This is a genomic window from Zavarzinia compransoris (assembly GCF_003173055.1).
Taxonomy (GTDB): Bacteria; Pseudomonadota; Alphaproteobacteria; order Zavarziniales; family Zavarziniaceae; genus Zavarzinia; species Zavarzinia compransoris.
This window is the reverse complement of the sequence record NZ_QGLF01000004.1, coordinates 534,988-552,174: the sequence shown is the minus strand read 5'-3', so window position 1 is coordinate 552,174 and position 17,187 is coordinate 534,988. Positions and strand designations below refer to the sequence as shown.

The following is a 17,187-nucleotide window of genomic DNA, read 5'->3' as shown; positions in this document are numbered from 1 at the left end:
TTCACAGCCTGTGGATAGATCATCGCTCGAATTGCCGGCCGATCCGGCTAGACTGCGGCCATGGACACGCTTCGCCCCCTCGCCGCCCCGGCCGTCGCCTCGAACGATGCTGGGACGGGCCCGCATTACCGCACGCCGCCCCATAATCTCGAGGCGGAACAGGCCCTGCTCGGCGCCATCCTGGTCAACAACGAAGCGGTGTCCCGGGTCAACGAATTCCTGCTGGCGGACCATTTCTACGAACCGCTGCACCAGCGGATCTATACCAATTCGGTGAAGCTGATCGAGAAGCAGCAGATCGCCAACCCGGTCACGCTCCGCCCCTTCTTCGAGCAGGACCCGGCGATCGCCGAGATCGGCGGCCCGTCCTATCTCGCCCGCCTCGCCGCCAATGCGGTCACCGTGATCAATGCCGGCGACTATGGCCGGGCCATCTACGATCTCGCCCTCAAGCGCGAATTGATCCAGGTCGGCGAGGATATCGTCAACGGCGCCTATGAGCCCGACATCGACAATACCGCCGAAGACCTGATCCAGGCCGCCGAGGGCAAGCTGTTCACCCTGGCCGAATCCGGCAGCCGCGAGGGCGGGCTGATGCCCTTCGCCCACGGCCTGACCGCGGCGATCCAGGCCGCCGAACGCGCCTTCAAGTCGGACGGCAAGCTGACCGGGGTCACCACCGGCCTGATCGACCTCGACCAGAAGCTGGGCGGGCTGCACCGTTCCGACCTGCTGATCCTGGCCGGGCGCCCGTCCATGGGCAAGACCGCGCTCGCCACCAATATCGCCTTCAACGCCGCCCGCGCCGCCCGTTTCGAGCGCGACGCGCAAGGCCGGATGCAGACGGCCGAAGGCGCCGTCGTCGCCTTCTTCAGCCTTGAAATGTCGGCCGAGCAATTGGCCATGCGCATGCTGTCGGAACAGTCGCGCATCGTCTCGGAAAAGATCCGGCGCGGCCAGATGAACACGGACGAGTTCCACCACCTGGTCCAGGCGGCGCAGGAAGTGCAGCGCCTGCCGCTCTATATCGACGATACGCCGGGCATCACCATCTCGGCGCTGCGCACCCGCTGCCGGCGCCTGAAGCGGCAATCCGGCCTCGGCCTCGTCATCGTCGACTATCTCCAGCTCCTGAACCCGTCGGGCAAGTCGCGCACCGACAACCGGGTGGGCGAACTCTCCGAAATCACCCGCGGCCTGAAGATGCTGGCCAAGGAACTGGACGTGCCGGTGGTCGCCCTGTCCCAGCTGTCCCGCCAGGTCGAGAACCGCGAGGACAAGCGCCCGCAGCTCGCCGACCTGCGCGAATCGGGCACGATCGAGCAGGACGCGGACGTCGTCATGTTCGTGTTCCGCGAGGAATACTACCTGATGCGCCGCGAGCCCCGGGAAGGCACGCCTGAGCATGCTGCATGGCAAGATGAGATGGAAAAGGTGCATAATCTGGCCGAGGTGATCATCGGCAAGCAGCGCCACGGCTCCATCGGCATCGTGAAGCTGCGATTCGACCCGTCCCTCACCCTGTTCCAGAACCTGGCGCGTGAGGAATACCTGTCAAATGCCGACGACTATTGAGCCTGCCTGTTCCGAAGCTCCGATCGGCGCCACCACCCGCCTTACCATCGATCTCGACGCCATCGCCGCCAACTGGCGCTTTCTGGCCGAAACCGCCGCCCCCGCCCTTGCCGGCGCCGCGGTCAAGGCCGATGCCTATGGCCTGGGCGCCGCGCGCGTCGCGCCTGCGCTCTATGCCGCCGGCTGCCGCCATTTCTTCGTCGCCCACCTGGGCGAAGCCCTGTCGCTGCGCCCCCGGCTCGCCCCCGATGCCGTGGTCTATGTCCTGCACGGGGTGCCGCCGGGCACGGCGGGCGAATTCGCCGCCGCCGGCATCACGCCGATCCTGAACAGCCTCGGCGACATGGCGGCATGGTCGGCCGCCGGCAAGGCCGCGGACCGGCGCCTGCCCGCCGCCCTGCATATCGACACCGGCATGTGCCGGACCGGCCTTTCCGATGCGGAAGTGGCAACCCTGATCGCGGAACCGGAGCGCCTGGACGGGATCGAGCTTCGCCTCGTCATCAGCCACCTGTCCTGCGCCGACGATCCGGCCAACCCGATGACGGCGCGCCAGCGCCAGCGTTTCCTGGACATCACCGCCCGCCTGCCGACCACCGGGCAAAAGTTCCGCCGGGCGCTGGCCAATTCGGCCGGGGTGCTGTGGGGCGCCGACTATCATTTCGACCTGGTCCGGCCGGGCATCGCGCTTTACGGCGGCAACCCGATCCCGGGCCGAACCGCGCCGCTGACGCCGGTGGTGCGGCTGGAGACCGACATCCTTCAGGTGCGCGAGATTGACCCGCCCGAGGCCGTTGGCTACGGTGCCGTCCACAAGGTCACGCGGCACACGCGCGTCGCGACCGTGGCGGTCGGCTATGCCGACGGCTATCTCCGCGCGGCCGGCAACCGGGGCATGGCCCTTGTCGCCGGCCAAGACATTCCGATCCTGGGACGCATCTCCATGGACCTGATGACCATCGACGTGACCGACGTGCCGCCGGCCCTGAGCCGGCCCGGCATGCCCATCACCCTGATCGGCGACCGCCTGACCATCGACCGCGTGGCCGCCGCCATGGATACCGTGTCCTACGAATTGCTCACCCGCCTCGGCCGGCGCTTCGCCCGCCATTACCGGGGGAGTGCGGCATGACCAATCCCTTCGCCCTGGTCGGGCGCGCGACGCTGGCCTTCCTCGCCTCGTCCGGGCGCCTCGCGCTCTTTGCCGGCAACGGCATGCAGCATGTCGTCCGCCCGCCGTTCTATTTCGGCCTGATCGGCCGGCAGATGATCACGATCGGCTATTTCTCCCTGCCGGTGGTCGGCCTGACTGCCCTTTTCACCGGCATGGTGCTGGCCTTGCAGATCTATATCGGCTCGTCGCGCTTCAATGCGGAAAGTGCGGTCGCCACCATCGTCGTCATCGGCATCACCCGCGAACTCGGCCCGGTCCTGACCGGGCTGATGGTGGCGGGGCGGGTTTCCGCGGCCATGGCGGCCGAACTCGGCACCATGCGCGTCACCGAGCAGATCGACGCCTTGACCACGCTGTCGACCAACCCGTTCAAATATCTGGTGGCGCCGCGCCTGATCGCCGCCACCCTGACCATGCCCCTCCTGGTCCTCATCGCCGACATCATCGGCGTCATGGGCGGCTATCTGGTGGGAACGGCCAAGCTCGGCTTCAATTACGGTTCCTACCTGAAATCGACCGTCGATTTCCTCGAACCGATCGACGTCATCTCGGGCCTCGTCAAGGCGGGGGCCTTCGGCTTCCTCCTCGCGCTGATGGGCTGCTACCATGGCTATCACAGCCGGGGCGGCGCCCAGGGCGTGGGGGCCGCCACCACCAATGCGGTGGTCTCCGCCTCGGTCCTGATCCTGGCCGCCAATTACCTCATCACCGAATTGTTCTTCGCCTCATGACGACGCCGAAACTGCAACTCCGGGGTGTCGCCAAGCACTTCGGCCCGAAGAAGGTGCTGGACGGCATCGACCTTGAGATCGGCCGGGGCGAGTCCCTCGTCGTCATCGGCGGCTCGGGCACCGGCAAGTCCGTGATGCTGAAATGCGTGCTGGGCCTGATCCGGCCCGACCGCGGCGAGATCCTGATCGACGGGCAGAATGTCGTCGGCCTGCGCGGCTCGGCCAAGGAAGACTATCTGTCCAAATTCGGCATGCTGTTCCAGGGCGGCGCCCTGTTCGACAGCCTGAAGGTCTGGCAGAACGTCGCCTTCGGCCTGATCCAGGGCCGCGGCATGAAGAAGGCCGCGGCGAAGGAGATCGCGATCGAGAAGCTGGGCCGGGTCGGCCTCAAGGCGGATGTGGGCGAGCTTTACCCCTCCGAACTCTCCGGCGGCATGCAGAAGCGCGTGGCGCTGGCCCGCGCCATCGCGACCGAGCCCGAGATCATCTTCTTCGACGAGCCGACCACCGGCCTCGACCCGATCATGGCCGACGTCATCAACGACCTGATCGTCGAATGCGTGAAGGACCTGGGCGCCTCCACCCTCACCATCACCCATGACATGGCGTCCGCCCGCAAGATCGCGGACAAGCTGGCCATGATCTACAAGGGCCATATCATCTGGTGCGGCCCGAAGAGCGAGATCGACCATTCCGGCAACCCCTATGTCGACCAGTTCATCCATGGCCGGGCCGACGGCCCGATCAGCATGGATGTCCTGAAGCCCTGATGGCGCGGGCCGGCGAGTCCTGGGTCTGCCAGGCCTGCGGCACCGCCGCGCGGAAATGGTCCGGGCGCTGCGAAGCCTGCGGCGCCTGGAATTCCATGGTCGAGGAAGCGGCCCCCGCCGCCCTGCCCGGCGGCCTGGACGCCAAATCCCGGAAGAAGGGCCGCGCCGCCGATTTCGCCGATCTCCGCGGCGGCGAGGCGCCGGCGCCGCGCCTGCCCTCAGGGATCGACGAATTCGACCGGGTCGCCGGCGGCGGGCTGGTGCCCGGCTCGGCGCTTCTGGTCGGCGGCGATCCGGGCATCGGCAAATCCACCATCCTGCTCCAGGTGGTCGCGGCGCTGGCGCTGGCCGGGCGCACTTGCGCCTATATCTCGGGCGAGGAGGCGGTCGATCAGGTGCGCCTGCGCGCCGGGCGCCTCGGCCTTGGCGCCGCGCCGGTGAAGCTCCTGGCCGAGACCAGCCTGGCCGATATCCTTTCCGCCCTCGACGGCGCGGGGCGGGTCGATGTCGTCGTCATCGATTCGATCCAGACCATGTTCGCCGACAATATCGAAAGCGCGCCGGGCACCGTCTCCCAGGTCCGCGCGGTCGCGGGCGAGTTGGTGCGCTATGCCAAGCGCCGGGGCGTCACCATGGTCCTGGTCGGCCATGTCACCAAAGACGGGCAGATCGCCGGCCCCCGGGTGGTCGAGCATATGGTCGACAGCGTGCTCTATTTCGAGGGCGAGCGCAGCCACCAGTTCCGCATCCTGCGCGCGGTGAAGAACCGCTTCGGCCCGACCGACGAGATCGGCGTCTTCGAGATGACCGACCGCGGCCTGGCCGAGGTGCCCAACCCTTCCGCCGTCTTCCTGGGCGAGCGGCGCGACGATGTCTCGGGCACCGTCGTCTATGCCGGGATCGAGGGTACCCGCCCCCTGCTGGTCGAGATCCAGGCCCTGGTCGCCCCGTCGGCCCTGGGCACGCCGCGCCGGGCGGTGATCGGCTGGGACAGCGGCCGCCTCGCCATGGTCATGGCGGTGCTGGAGGCGCGCTGCGGCATTGCCTTCGGGCCGCGCGACGTCTATCTCAACGTCGCCGGGGGCTTGCGCATCAACGAGCCGGGCGCCGATCTTGCGGTCGCCGCAGCGCTGGTATCCGCCATGGTCGATATTGCATTGCCGCAAAGCATGGTAGTCTTCGGCGAGATCGGCCTGACGGGTGAAGTCCGGCCGGTGACCCAGACCGAGGCCAGACTGAAGGAAGCCGCCAAATTGGGCTTCGATCGGGCGCTAGTGCCGGCCGGTGGGGCAAAACGTTCGACGTCCGCCGGTATTACGGAGATCTCCCGGCTTGCGGACATGGTCCATCGCCTAGTAGGAGATGGGGTGGGAACCGATGGTGGCCACCCTCCGAGGAATCGCTGATCATGTCCGATCTGCCCTTCAACATTGTCGACGGGGTGGTTATCGCGCTCGTCGTGCTTTCGGCGCTGTTCGCCTTTTTCCGCGGCTTCACCCGCGAAGTCCTGTCGATCGCCGCCTGGGTCGGCGCGGCCTTCACCGCGCTCTACCTCTATGACCAGATCCGGCCCTATGCCCTGCAGGCGACGGGGAGCGAGACCTTGGCGCTGGCGATCGCCGTGGGCGCGCCCTTCATCGTCTCGCTGCTGGTCTATTCGATCCTGACCCATATCATCGCCAGCCGCGTGCAGCAGAGCGCGGTCGGCCCCCTCGACCGCACGCTCGGCTTCGTCTTCGGCGTGGCGCGGGCCCTGGTCGTCGTCTCGGTGCTCTATCTCGCCGTCATCAACCTCGTGCAGGAACCGGAAGACCCGGCCTGGATGCGCGAGGCGAAGACCCTGCCGATCATCCGCGCCGGCGCCGAGATCGTCTTCGACCTGCTGCCACAGGACCTGCGCAGCGAGGAAGCCATGGGCCGGCTCCAGGCCCAGGGCGATGCGCTCCGCGACGGCGTCCGCGCCCTCGATACGCTGGCGCCCGCCGTCGTCCCCTCGCTCTCGCCCGGGACCACCGTGCCGGCCCCGGCCGCGCCGACGCTGGCCCCGCCGCCGCCCGCCGCCCCGCCGAAGCCCCAGGGCGCGCTGCCGGGAACAAGGCGCGAGACCAGCTATTCGACCGATCAGGTCAATGACATCAATCGCCTCATCGACCAGGTGGGTGCGACGACCTCGAACTGAAGGAGGAGGGTTCGTTGACGACCCCTTTCGACGACGATCATCTTCGTGAGGAATGCGGCGTTTTCGGCATCTACGGCCATGCCGAAGCCGCCCGCCACGTCGCCCTCGGCCTGCATGCGCTTCAGCATCGCGGCCAGGAAGCGGCGGGGATCGTCGCCTTCGACGGCGCCCGTTTCCAGGCCCACCGCGCCATGGGCCATGTCTCGGAAACCTTCGAATCCGACCGGGTGATGGCGGAACTGTCGGGCTATGCCGCCATCGGCCATGTCCGCTACGCCACTTTCGGCGCCACCATCCTGCGCAATGTCCAGCCGCTGTTCGCCGACCTGTCCTTCGGCGGCTTCGGCATCGCCCATAACGGCAACCTGACCAATGCCATGACCCTGCGGCGCAAGCTGGTGAAGCAGGGCTGCATCTTCCAGTCGACGTCGGACACGGAAACCATCCTGCACCTGGTCGCCACCTCGACCAAAAACAGCGAGATCGACCGCCTGATCGACGCCCTGCACCAGATCGAAGGCGCCTACAGCCTGGTCGCCCTGACCAGCAGCATGATGCTGGGCATGCGCGATCCCCTGGGGGTCCGGCCCCTGGTGCTCGGCAAGCTCGACGACGGCTCGATGGTCTTCGCCTCCGAGACCTGCGCCCTCGACATCATCGGCGCCGATTTCGTGCGCGACGTCGAACCGGGCGAGATCGTCATCATCAGCGACGACGGCATCCAGAGCCTGAAACCGTTCCAGTCCCCGCGCCCGCGCTTCTGCATCTTCGAGCACATCTATTTCGCCCGTCCCGACAGCGTGGTCGAGGGCCGCAGCGTCTATGACGTGCGCAAGCAGATCGGCGCCGAACTGGCGCGGGAAAGCGGCGTCGACGCGGATGTGGTCATCCCGGTGCCGGATTCGGGCGTGCCCGCCTCGATCGGCTATGCCGCCGAAGCCAGGATCCCGTTCGAACTGGGCATCATCCGCAACCACTACGTCGGCCGCACTTTCATCGAGCCGACCCAGCAGATCCGCAATCTCGGCGTCAAGCTGAAGCACAATGCCAACCGGCCGCAGATCGCCGGCCGGCGCGTGGTCCTGGTCGACGATTCGATCGTGCGCGGCACCACCTCCCTCAAGATCGTGCAGATGGTGCGCGACGCCGGCGCCCGCGAGGTGCACATGCGCATCGCCAGCCCGCCGACCACCCATTCCTGCTTCTACGGCGTCGACACGCCGGAACGCAGCCAGTTGCTGGCCGCGACCCACGATATCGAGGGCATGCGCAAGTTCATCCAGGCCGACAGCCTCGCCTTCATCTCGATGGACGGGCTTTACCGCGCCATGGGCGAAGCCGGCCGCAACCCGGCCGCGCCGCAATTCTGCGACGCCTGTTTCACCGGCGATTATCCGGTGTCGCTGACCGACCATTGGGGCGGCGACGAGGACCAGTCCCGCCGCTCGCGGGTGAAGATTGCAGGCTGAGAGATCTTGAGCACCGAACGACCGCTTGAAGGGCGCCTGGCCCTGATCACCGGGGCGTCGCGCGGCATCGGCTGGGCCGTCGCCCGCGCCTATGCCGAGGCCGGCGCCGACCTGATCCTGATCGCCCGCACCGTCGGCGCGCTCGAGGAACTGGACGACACCATCCGCGCCCACGGCGGCCGGCCCTCGACCCTGGTGCCCCTGGACCTCAAGGATTACGACGGCATCGACCGGTTGGGCGGCGCCATCGCCGAACGCTGGGGCAAGCTCGATATCCTGGTTTCCAATGCCGGCGTGCTGGGCACGCTGTCGCCGCTCGGCCACCTGAAGGTGAAGGACTGGGAGGCGCTGATGGCGATCAACGTCACCGCCAACTGGCGCCTGATCCGCTCGCTCGATCCCTTGCTGCGGGCCTCCGACGGCGGGCGCGCGATCTTCGTCACCTCGGGCGCCGCCGACAAGGGCGAAGCCTATTGGGGCGGCTATGCCACCTCCAAGGCGGCGCTGAACGCCCTGGTCAAGGCCTATGCCGCGGAAACCGCGACCACCGGCCTCCGGGTCAACCTGCTTTCGCCCGGGCCGGTCAATACCGGCATGCGGGCCAAGGCGTTCCCGGGCGAGGAGCGCGACCTGCTGCCGCGGCCGGCCGATGTCGCCCCCCTCTTCGTCGATCTGGCGCGCAAGGAAGAAACCCGCCACGGCCAGATTGTGCGCTATCATCGGAACTGATCGTTCACGGTGAGGGCCGGCCCATGCCCCAGCGTCAAACCCTGCCGACCCCGGTAACGGTCCTTTCGCGGGACCGGGGGCCGGGTGCGCCCGCCGATGTCTGGGCGGCGCTGGTCGACCATGCCGGGCGCATCGCCCGGGGCGAACCCCTGCTCGCCCCCCTCGCCCGGCGCTGGGTGCTGGGCAAGCCGGATTTCGCCGCAGCCCTCGGCGCCATGCTGGCGGACAAGGTCTCGGGCGATATGGCCCCGCGCGATACGGTCGCCGAGGTGATCGCGGAAACCCTGCTGGCCGATCCGGTCATCACCGCCGCCACCCTGACCGACCTCGCCGCCATCCTGGACCGCGACCCGGCGGTCAAGGGCGCCGCCCATCCCTTCCTGTTCTTCAAGGGCTTCCAGGCGCTTCAGGTGCACCGGATCGCCCATCACCTGTGGCAGGCCGGGCGCCACGACGCCGCCCTCTTCTTCCAGAGCCGCGCGGCCGAGGTTTTCGCCGTCGACATCCACCCGGCCGCGCCGCTCGGCACCGGGGTCATGCTCGACCATGGCACCGGCCTCGTCGTGGGCGAGACCGCCTCGATCGGCAACAATGTCTCGATCCTGCAGAAGGTGACCCTGGGCGGCACCGGCAAGACCGGCGGCGACCGCCACCCCAAGGTGCGCGACGGCGTGCTGCTCAGCGCCGGGGCCACCATCCTCGGCAATATCGAGATCGGCCGCAACGCCAAGGTCGGCGCCGGCAGCGTGGTGCTGCACGACGTCCCGGCCTATGCCACCGTTGCCGGCGTGCCGGCCAAGGTGGTCGGCTGGTGCAAGCAGGGCGCGCCCGCCCTCAGCATGGACCACGACCTGCCGGAAGAGTGACCCCGGCTTTTACTGGCTTTTACTCGTCGTCATAGGGGTTTTCGTTCTTCCGCAGCATGACCCGGACCGGCGAGCCTTCCATGTCGAAGACATCGCGGAGGCCGTTCACCAGATAGCGGATATAGGACTCGGGCAATTCGCCCGGCCGGTTCATGAACAGGGCGAAGGTCGGCGGCCGCGCCTTCACCTGGGTCATGTAGCGCGGGCGGAGACGCCGCCCGCCCACCGCCGGGGCGGGATGCCGTTCCGTCGCCTCGGCCAGCCAGCGGTTCAGCTTGGCGGTGGGCACGCGCCGGTTCCACTTGGCATAGGCCGTCAGCACCGCGGGCATCAGCTTGTCGACGCCCCGGCCGGTCCGCGCCGACAGGGTCACCACCGGCAGGCCGCGCACCTGCGGCAGGTGGATCTCCAGCTTTTCCTTAAGGTCGACCAGGGTCTTGTTGTGATCCTCGACCGCATCCCATTTGTTCAGTGCAACGATCAGGGCGCGGCCCTCGTAGATCACCCGGTCGGCGATGACGAGATCCTGGCGCTCGATGCCCTGGACGGCATCGATCAGCAGGATCACCACCTCGGCGAATTTCACCGCCCGGATGGTATCGCCGGCGGACAGTTTTTCGAGCTTGGTCTCGACCCGCGCCTTCTTGCGCAGGCCCGCGGTGTCGAACAATTTGATCTCGCGCCCCTGCCAGGTCCAGACCACCGAGATCGAATCGCGGGTCAGGCCCGCTTCCGGCCCGGTGATCAGCCGGTCCTCGCCGAGGATGCGGTTGACCAGGCTGGACTTGCCGACATTGGGCCGCCCGACCACGGCGACGCGCAGCGGCTTCAGGGGGTCCTCAATGACCTCGACATCCGGGTCGAAGGCTTCGCCGGCGTCATCCTCCGCGCCCTCGTCCTCATGGGCGAAGGGATCGATGCCGCGCGCTTCCAGGCGGTCGACGATGGTCTCATAGAGGTCGAGCATGCCCTCGCCGTGCTCGGCCGAGAGCAGCACCGCATCGCCGAGGCCGATTTCCCAGGCCCCGGCGGCGCCGATCTGGCCCTCCTTGCCCTCGGCCTTATTGGCGCAGAGGACGACGGGAACGTCGGATTTCCGCAGCAGGCGGGCGAAGGCGAGGTCGAGCGGGGTTACCCCGGCCCTGGCATCGAACAGGAACAGCACGAGGTCGGAATCGGTGATCGCACGCTCGGTCTGGCGGCGCATGCGGCCTTCCATCGAATCGTCGACCACGTCCTCGAAGCCCGCGGTATCGAAGACCGAGAACTGAAGCGACGCCAGCCGTCCCTCGCCCTCGCGGCGGTCGCGCGTGACGCCCGGGGTGTCATCGACCAGGGCCAGCTTCTTGCCGACCAGGCGGTTGAACAGGGTCGACTTGCCGACATTGGGGCGGCCGACGATGGCGAACCGCAATTTATGGTGTTCCGAGACCATGGGGCCTCCTCATCTCAAATGCAAAACGGCACGCGACGAGACGTCGGCGTGCCGTCCGGCAGAATGCGTATCCTCAGCGGATGGCGACGAGCGTACCGTTCGTCGTCAGGACATAGACCGTGGCATTGGCGACCACGGGGGCGATCACCGTCTTGCCCGGCAGTTCGATCGAGCCGAGGACATCGCCGGAATAGGGCGAGATCGCCGTCATCACGCCGGTGTTGGAGGCGAGCAGCAGCCGGTCGCCCGCGAGCACGGGGCCCGACCAGACGATGGCGCCGGTGGCCGAGCGGTCGTCCTGGTAGCGCGGCAGGGGGGTGACCCAGCGCACCTTGCCGTCGTTGCGGGTCAGGCAGATGACCTCGTTCTCGTCCGAGATCATGTAGATGAAATCGCCGCCGGCCCAGGGCGTATTGCTGGAGCCGATGGCGCGGTCCCACAGCCGGCTGCCGGTGCGCAGCTCGATGCCGACCGTGCTGCCGGCATGGCTGGAGGCGAAGACGTCGCCGCGATCGATCACGACCTGGCCGCGGATATCGTTGAGGGCGGCGATCGGCGTCGTCGCCCCGGTGCGGATCAGGTTGTCCGACCAGATGACGCGGCCGTTCTCGACCCGGAGGGCGAAGATTTCGCCCGAGGAGAAGGGCACGACCACCGCTTCGCCCGCCACCGCCGGGCTGGCGGCGCCGAGGAAGCCGGCGCTTTCCGAAATGCCGACATGGTTCCACAGCACTTCGCCGTCCTCGGTCGAGAGGGCGAAAAGCTGGTTGTCCTGGGTCACGCCGAAGACGCGGCCGCCGTTGACCGTCGGGCCGGAGCGGAAGGGAATGCCGATCGACTTCCGCCACACCACATTGCCGGTGGCGGCCTCGAGCACCACGACCTCGCCGTAACCGGTGGTGACATAGACCCGGCCGCCGTCGACCGCGACGCCGCCGAAGAAGCCGGTCGGCGAATCCTCGTCCTCGGGCTGAAGGCTGATGGTCCAGCGCGCCTTGCCGTCCGTCGACAGGGCATGGACGCGGGCGACGGTGTCAAGGATATAGACCGAATCTTCCGACACCACGGGCTGGGCGACCAGGCGGGTATCGGCACTGTCGCCGGCGCCGGCGGACGCGGTCCAGACCACGCGAAGCTCGGGCCCGGTCTGGAGGTGATACATGGCATGGGCGGGGAAGCCGCCCGGCTGCGGCCACTGGGTGTTCAGATAGGGCGGCGGCAGCTGCACGGAGAGACCCGCCACCGAGGCGTCGGGCGTCACCGTCAGGGCCTGGGTGCCGAGCACCGAGATACGCTCGCCCTCGACCCGCTGGGCGGGTTCGGAGGAAAACGGATTGAGCGACGAGCAGGCGCCGAGAAAGGCGGTCAGCAGCACCGCCGACAGCGGCTTCAAGGGGCGGCTGGTCGCGCCGGGGCGCAGGGAGGCACTTGCGATCATGGGCGTTGCCCCTCGCTCTCGGACGGTTGATCGGACGGCGGCGTGACCGGGGCAGCCGGCAGGCGGCCGCCCAGGGCATCCAGAACTTCCTTGGCGCGGCCCTTCACGCGGCCGGGGGCGGCGGCATCGTCCACCACCTCGGCCAGTAGCCTGCGCGCGTCGTCGGTCGCGCCGGCCTTGAGGCGGACATAGGCACGCAATTCGCGGACCGCGGGGACAAAGCCGGGCTGTGCCCCGACCGCATCGAGGCGGGCATCGAGATCGGCCACCGGCGCCGTGTCGAGCAGCACCTGGACGGCCAGGACCCGCGCCAGCGCCGCCAGCGACGGATCGGCCGAACCGGCGGCGACGCGGTCGTAGAGTGCGACGGCAGCGGCGGCATCGCCGGCGTCATAGGTGGCGGCGGCAGCATCGAGCAGGGCGATGTCGCCATAGGCGCCGCCGGCATCCGCGCCGAGATCGGCGAAGGCCTTCGCCGCCTCGGCATGCTTGCCCTCGCCGATCAGCTGAGCGGCGGCGGCAAGCGCATGGGCATTGTCGTTCAGCTTCGATTCGGAATAATTGCGCCAGCCGATGAAGGCGCCGACACCGACGACGAGCCCGATCCCCAGGGCAACAATGGCGGTCCCGTAACGGCGCCAGATGCCCATCAGTCGTTCGCGCCGCAGGTCCTCGTCGATTTCCTGAAAGATGTCGGACACTTCTACCCCACCGAAGGCAACGCAGGCCAAAAAAGGCGACGCCAAAAAAGGCGTCGAACGATAGCCAAAGCCCGGCGCCTTGGCAAACCCCGGTCGCGGCGGCGCAGGGCTGTTATCGCCATCTGACGGCGGCTCAGGGCTTCCGGTCGCCGTCCGACGGCCGATTGTCGCCCTTGAGCCTGTAGGTATATTGCTCGCTCGGGAACTGCCGGCTGCGCACCTCTTCGGCATAGCGGCCGGCGGCCTCGCCGATGGCGACGCCCAGCTCGGCATAACGCTTGACGAATTTGGGCGTGCGGCTGGACATGCCCAGCATGTCGTCGATGACCAGGACCTGGCCGTCGCAGGACGCCGAGGCCCCGATGCCGATCGTCGGCACGGCGATGCTTTCGGTGATGCGGACGGCCAGGGGCTCGCTCACCGCCTCGACCACGATCAGGAAGGCGCCGGCCTCCGCCACCGCCACCGCATCGGCGATGATCCGGTCCCAGCCCGAGGTATCGGCGGTGCCGAGCGCGGCATAGCCGCCGCTGGCATTGACCGACTGCGGCAGCAGGCCGACATGGCCCATCACCGGAATGCCGCGGCTGGTCAGGAAGGCGATGGTCTCGGCCATCACGGCCCCGCCCTCGAGCTTCACCGCCGAGGCGCCGCTCTCGCGCAGCACGCGGACCGCATTGCGATAGGCCTGCTGCGGGCTTTCCTCATAGGTGCCGAAGGGCATGTCGACGACGACCAGCGCCCTGGTCGCACCGCGGGCCACCGCAGCGCCATGGGCGATCATCATGTCGAGGGTGACCGGCACCGTGCTGGGCAGGCCGTAAAGCACCATGCCGAGAGAATCGCCGACCAGCAGCAGGTCCGCATGCGGATCGAGCAGCTGGGCCATGGGCGCCGTATAGGCCGTCAGACACACGATCGGCTCCGCGCCCTTGCGGGCACGGAGCTTCGGGACCGTATTCGGCCTGATGACGGTCGATTGGGCGGACATGATGCGCGAACCTCGATCGACCGCCAGGGGTCTATGACGTCAGGAGCCTGAAGCCGCTTACGCCACGCCGTCGCGCTGGGCGCGCTTGCGCGCCAGCTTGCGGGCGCGGCGGACAGCTTCGGCCTTTTCGCGGGCACGCTTCTCGGAGGGCTTCTCGTAGTGGCCGCGCAGGCGCATCTCGCGGAAAATGCCCTCGCGCTGCATGCGCTTCTTCAACGCGCGCAGCGCCTGGTCGATGTTGTTGTCCCGCACCAAAACCTGCATTCGACTGACCTCTTCCAGCCCCCCAAGGATCCGACTCGGAACCATGCGGAGGAGCACGATCAAAAACAAAATCCCGTTCGGTGAAGAATGGGCGCTTCACCGGAGGAGCGCTGTATATCACGCACCTACCGCCTTGGGAAGCGTCCCCGCAAACTAAACGAGTTTCGCCGCGATGGCGGAAAATCCTGGCGCAATTGGCGCAAGCCGCCACTTTCTTTCCGCAATTCGCATGATAGTGTGCCGCGCCAAGGGGGCCACGACGGTACCCCATTCTCGGGCGGGTGGCCGTGAACAAGGCACGCGAGCATTTCAGCGAACAGCAGCATTTCCGCACGCCATCGATGCTGATCAAATGGCTGCGGGCACCGTTCCGGATCGGCGCCGTGGCGCCGTCGAGCCGGCATCTGGCGGAGGAAATGGTGGCCCAGGCCGACCTGTCGCGCCCGGGCCCGGTGATCGAGCTTGGCGGCGGCACCGGGGCGATCACCCGCGTGCTGGCGGAAAAGGCCGGCTACGACCGCCTGATCACCATCGAATACGACCGCGAGATGGCGCAGACCCTGCGCCACCGCTTTCCCCGGCTGAACCTGATCGAGGGCGATGCCGGCGAATTGGTCGACCTGCTGGCCGCGCGCGGCATCGACCGGGCGGCGACCGTGGTCTCGGGCCTGCCCCTGCTCGGCATGCCGCCGGCGGTGCAGCGCCGGATCGCCGGGGCGGCGTTCGAAATGCTCGGGCCGGGCGGCCGGATGGTGCAGTTCACCTATGGCCCGGCCTCGCCGCTGCGGCCGTCCCTGATGGCGGAACTGGGCGTCACCGGGCGCCGCGCCGGCCATGTGTGGATCAATCTGCCCCCGGCGCGCGTTTGGTGCTACGAGAAGGCCGAGACCCGCTGACGCGCGCCGGTCGGCGCGCCCCGGTCGGGACATCGAGTTGAGAGGATTGGGCCGGCCCCCGCGGGCCGCCCGGCAAGGTTCGGAGACTACTATGCATAAGATCGTGAAAGGCCTGGCCCTCGGTGTCGGGCTTGCCTTTGCCGCGGGGGCCGTTGTCCTGCCGCAGGCGCCGGCCCGCGCCGCCGAGGCCGAGGCGGCCACCATCGCGTTCGTCGACGTGCCGCGCATCATGCGCGACAGCGCCGCCGCCAAGAGCGTGCGCACCCAGCTCGACCGCCAGGAAAAGGCTTACGAAGCCGAAATCAAGGCGCAGACCGAAAAGCTCCGCGCCGAGGAAGACCAGCTGAAGAAGCAGCGCGCCTCCATCGCCGCCGATGCCTTCGCGACCAAGCAGCGCGAATTCCAGGCCAAGGTCGACAGCCTGCGCCAGCAGGTCGAGCGCCGCCGCCAGCAGATGGCTTTCGCGCAGGACGACGCGATGAAGAAGCTGGAACCGGTGTTCAACCAGATCGTCGCCGAAGTGGCGAAGGAAGTGGGCGCCACCATCGTTCTCGACACGGCCCGCGTCCTCGTTTCGTCAAATAACCTTAACATTACCGACACGGTGATGCAGCGCCTGGACGCCAAACTCCCGTCGATCTCGGTGAACTTCAATGCCCCGGCGACGCCGGTCGGCGGCGGCAGCGGTGCCGGCGCCCCGCCCCCGCCGCCCGGGCGCAACAAGTAATCGCCGGAATTCGGGATTCGGCCGATAAAAACACGGGGCCGGTCGCCGCACAGCGACCGGCCCCGTTTCATTTTACCGGCGAAACCGTCATGCTTTTGCCCATATTCGGCGTGATCGTCGAGGCCCACGATGACCGTACCCGCTTATCCCCTTCCCCCCGCCGCAAGGCCGTGCGCCCGCCGCGCCCGGGCGCTGCCGTCCTCTATGCTCGCTTTGGCCCTGGTGCTCGGCCTCGGCAGTGCCGCCCTGGCTGCGGACGGCGACCGGCCGGTCGAAGTGGCGACGGCGGAAGCGGGCAGCCTGGGGCGCGCGGTCGAGGTCGTGGGCACCCTGCGCTCCAATGAATCGGTGGTGATCCGGCCCGAGGTCGCCGGCCGCGTCACCCGCATCCTGTTCGACGAGGGGCGCCCGGTCCAGGCGGGCAAGGCCCTGGTCGAACTCGATTCCTCGACCAACGAAGCGGAACTGGCGCTCGCCCGCGCCGAGCTGAAGCTGGCGGAGGCGGATGCGGAACGCGCCCGCACCCTGTTCGACCAGAAGGCGGGCACGGCCCGCGCCCGCGACGAGGCGGTGGCCCGCCTGGCCAGCGCCCGCGCCTCCCTGGCCCTGGCCGAGGCGCAATTCGCCAAGACCCGCATCATCGCCCCCTTCGCCGGTATCATCGGGCTGCGCCAGGTCAGCGTCGGCGATGTGGTACAGCCCGGCCAGGCGATCGTGAATCTCGAATCGATCGATCCCCTGAAGCTCGACTTCGCGGTGCCGGACCTCCTGCTGCCCCGGCTCCGCCCCGGCCAGAGGGTGACGGTGACCGTGGACGCCCTGCCCGGCCGCAGCTTCGAGGGCGAGGTCTATGCCATCAACCCCCTGATCGACGAGCGCGGCCGCTCGATCGCGCTGCGCGCCCTGGTGCCCAACGCCGACGGCGCCCTGATGCCCGGCCTCTTCGCCCGCGTCGGCCTCGGCCTCGGCAGCGGGTCGGCGGGCGTCGTCGTGCCCGAGCAGGCGGTGGTCACCCGCAACGGCCGCTTCTTCGTGTTCCGGGTGGCGGCGGGCACCGCCGAACAGGTTCCCGTGACGCTGGGCGAGCGCAGCGACGGCCGGGTCGAGATCACCGCGGGCATCGCCCCCGGGGAGACGATCGTGGTCGCCGGCCAGCAGCGCCTGAGCGCCAAGACCAAGGTCGAAATCGTCGGCCCGGACGGCGTTCCGGTCGGCACCCGCCCCAACGGCTGAGGCCCGGAC

At 68.4% G+C, this 17,187-nt stretch carries 17 protein-coding genes; 12 read left to right on the top strand and 5 right to left on the bottom strand.

Annotated features, from left to right (window positions below):
• The first annotated feature begins 60 nt into the window (after positions 1-60).
• Genes DKG75_RS16590 through cysE form a run of 9 tightly spaced genes read left to right on the top strand, consistent with a single transcriptional unit; the run spans position 61 to position 9,493 of the window.
• Positions 61-1,575 (top strand): replicative DNA helicase, encoded by a 1,515-nt coding sequence (locus DKG75_RS16590; protein WP_109922268.1) that lies wholly within the window; start codon positions 61-63, stop codon positions 1,573-1,575.
• Entirely contained in the window at positions 1,559-2,707 is a 1,149-nt protein-coding gene (gene alr / locus DKG75_RS16585) for an alanine racemase (protein WP_109922267.1), read from the top strand. Before DKG75_RS16590 ends, alr begins: the two co-directional genes overlap by 17 nt.
• Entirely contained in the window at positions 2,704-3,480 is a 777-nt protein-coding gene (locus DKG75_RS16580) for an MlaE family ABC transporter permease (RefSeq protein ID WP_109922266.1), read from the top strand. The genes alr and DKG75_RS16580 overlap by 4 nt, the downstream gene beginning before the upstream one ends.
• Positions 3,477-4,250 carry an ABC transporter ATP-binding protein gene (locus DKG75_RS16575; RefSeq protein ID WP_109922265.1) on the top strand — a complete coding sequence of 258 codons (774 nt, stop codon included), beginning with the start codon at positions 3,477-3,479 and terminating at the stop codon, positions 4,248-4,250. Before DKG75_RS16580 ends, DKG75_RS16575 begins: the two co-directional genes overlap by 4 nt.
• Positions 4,250-5,656: a DNA repair protein RadA gene (radA, locus tag DKG75_RS16570; protein ID WP_109922264.1), complete on the top strand. Its 1,407-nt coding sequence runs from the start codon at positions 4,250-4,252 to the stop codon at positions 5,654-5,656. Before DKG75_RS16575 ends, radA begins: the two co-directional genes overlap by 1 nt.
• 2 nt (positions 5,657-5,658) lie before the next feature.
• On the top strand, positions 5,659-6,429 hold the full coding sequence (locus DKG75_RS16565; RefSeq protein WP_109922263.1) for a CvpA family protein: 771 nt from the start codon (positions 5,659-5,661) through the stop codon (positions 6,427-6,429).
• Between the two features lie 14 nt (positions 6,430-6,443).
• Complete coding sequence (gene purF / locus DKG75_RS16560; protein WP_109922262.1) at positions 6,444-7,898, top strand: amidophosphoribosyltransferase; 1,455 nt, start codon at positions 6,444-6,446, stop codon at positions 7,896-7,898.
• 6 nt (positions 7,899-7,904) lie between these two features.
• Positions 7,905-8,627, top strand: a complete 723-nt coding sequence (locus tag DKG75_RS16555) for an SDR family NAD(P)-dependent oxidoreductase (RefSeq protein ID WP_208112080.1) — start codon at positions 7,905-7,907, stop codon at positions 8,625-8,627.
• Positions 8,628-8,650: 23 nt separating this feature from the next.
• Positions 8,651-9,493: a serine O-acetyltransferase gene (cysE, locus tag DKG75_RS16550; RefSeq protein ID WP_109922260.1), complete on the top strand. Its 843-nt coding sequence runs from the start codon at positions 8,651-8,653 to the stop codon at positions 9,491-9,493.
• Between the two features lie 19 nt (positions 9,494-9,512).
• Here the strand turns inward: cysE and der are convergent, their stop codons facing one another.
• The 5 genes from der to rpsU form a co-directional block, all read right to left on the bottom strand.
• Entirely contained in the window at positions 9,513-10,928 is a 1,416-nt protein-coding gene (der, locus tag DKG75_RS16545; RefSeq protein WP_109922259.1) for a ribosome biogenesis GTPase Der, read from the bottom strand.
• 73 nt (positions 10,929-11,001) lie between these two features.
• Positions 11,002-12,366 (bottom strand): PQQ-like beta-propeller repeat protein, encoded by a 1,365-nt coding sequence (locus tag DKG75_RS16540; protein ID WP_109922258.1) that lies wholly within the window; start codon positions 12,364-12,366, stop codon positions 11,002-11,004.
• Positions 12,363-13,067, bottom strand: a complete 705-nt coding sequence (locus DKG75_RS16535) for a tetratricopeptide repeat protein (protein ID WP_166646488.1) — start codon at positions 13,065-13,067, stop codon at positions 12,363-12,365. The genes DKG75_RS16540 and DKG75_RS16535 overlap by 4 nt, the downstream gene beginning before the upstream one ends.
• A gap of 133 nt (positions 13,068-13,200) precedes the next feature.
• Entirely contained in the window at positions 13,201-14,058 is an 858-nt protein-coding gene (panB, locus tag DKG75_RS16530) for a 3-methyl-2-oxobutanoate hydroxymethyltransferase (RefSeq protein ID WP_109922256.1), read from the bottom strand.
• Between the two features lie 57 nt (positions 14,059-14,115).
• Complete coding sequence (rpsU, locus tag DKG75_RS16525; RefSeq protein WP_109902776.1) at positions 14,116-14,322, bottom strand: 30S ribosomal protein S21; 207 nt, start codon at positions 14,320-14,322, stop codon at positions 14,116-14,118.
• A 287-nt stretch (positions 14,323-14,609) separates the two neighbouring features.
• Between rpsU and DKG75_RS16520 the strand changes: the two genes are divergently transcribed.
• The 3 genes from DKG75_RS16520 to DKG75_RS16510 all read left to right on the top strand — a co-directional run bounded on the left by DKG75_RS16520 (position 14,610) and on the right by DKG75_RS16510 (position 17,178).
• Positions 14,610-15,218, top strand: coding sequence for a class I SAM-dependent methyltransferase (locus DKG75_RS16520; protein WP_133636971.1), 609 nt, complete (start codon positions 14,610-14,612; stop codon positions 15,216-15,218).
• Positions 15,219-15,309: 91 nt separating this feature from the next.
• Positions 15,310-15,945 carry an OmpH/Skp family outer membrane protein gene (locus tag DKG75_RS16515; RefSeq protein ID WP_166646489.1) on the top strand — a complete coding sequence of 212 codons (636 nt, stop codon included), beginning with the start codon at positions 15,310-15,312 and terminating at the stop codon, positions 15,943-15,945.
• Between the two features lie 204 nt (positions 15,946-16,149).
• Complete coding sequence (locus tag DKG75_RS16510) at positions 16,150-17,178, top strand: efflux RND transporter periplasmic adaptor subunit (RefSeq protein WP_166646490.1); 1,029 nt, start codon at positions 16,150-16,152, stop codon at positions 17,176-17,178.
• Positions 17,179-17,187: the final 9 nt, after the last annotated feature.

Bases quoted from the DNA above. Each gene is read 5' to 3' on its own strand.
- DKG75_RS16590 (WP_109922268.1), top strand. From the start codon at position 61: ATGGACACGCTTCGCCCCCTCGCCGCCCCGGCCGTCGCCTCGAACGAT.
- alr (WP_109922267.1), top strand. From the start codon at position 1,559: ATGCCGACGACTATTGAGCCTGCCTGTTCCGAAGCTCCGATCGGCGCC.
- DKG75_RS16580 (WP_109922266.1), top strand. From the start codon at position 2,704: ATGACCAATCCCTTCGCCCTGGTCGGGCGCGCGACGCTGGCCTTCCTC.
- DKG75_RS16575 (WP_109922265.1), top strand. From the start codon at position 3,477: ATGACGACGCCGAAACTGCAACTCCGGGGTGTCGCCAAGCACTTCGGC.
- radA (WP_109922264.1), top strand. From the start codon at position 4,250: ATGGCGCGGGCCGGCGAGTCCTGGGTCTGCCAGGCCTGCGGCACCGCC.
- DKG75_RS16565 (WP_109922263.1), top strand. From the start codon at position 5,659: ATGTCCGATCTGCCCTTCAACATTGTCGACGGGGTGGTTATCGCGCTC.
- cysE (WP_109922260.1), top strand. From the start codon at position 8,651: ATGCCCCAGCGTCAAACCCTGCCGACCCCGGTAACGGTCCTTTCGCGG.
- der (WP_109922259.1), bottom strand. From the start codon at position 10,928: ATGGTCTCGGAACACCATAAATTGCGGTTCGCCATCGTCGGCCGCCCC.
- DKG75_RS16540 (WP_109922258.1), bottom strand. From the start codon at position 12,366: ATGATCGCAAGTGCCTCCCTGCGCCCCGGCGCGACCAGCCGCCCCTTG.
- panB (WP_109922256.1), bottom strand. From the start codon at position 14,058: ATGTCCGCCCAATCGACCGTCATCAGGCCGAATACGGTCCCGAAGCTC.
- rpsU (WP_109902776.1), bottom strand. From the start codon at position 14,322: ATGCAGGTTTTGGTGCGGGACAACAACATCGACCAGGCGCTGCGCGCG.
- DKG75_RS16515 (WP_166646489.1), top strand. From the start codon at position 15,310: ATGCATAAGATCGTGAAAGGCCTGGCCCTCGGTGTCGGGCTTGCCTTT.
- DKG75_RS16510 (WP_166646490.1), top strand. From the start codon at position 16,150: ATGCTCGCTTTGGCCCTGGTGCTCGGCCTCGGCAGTGCCGCCCTGGCT.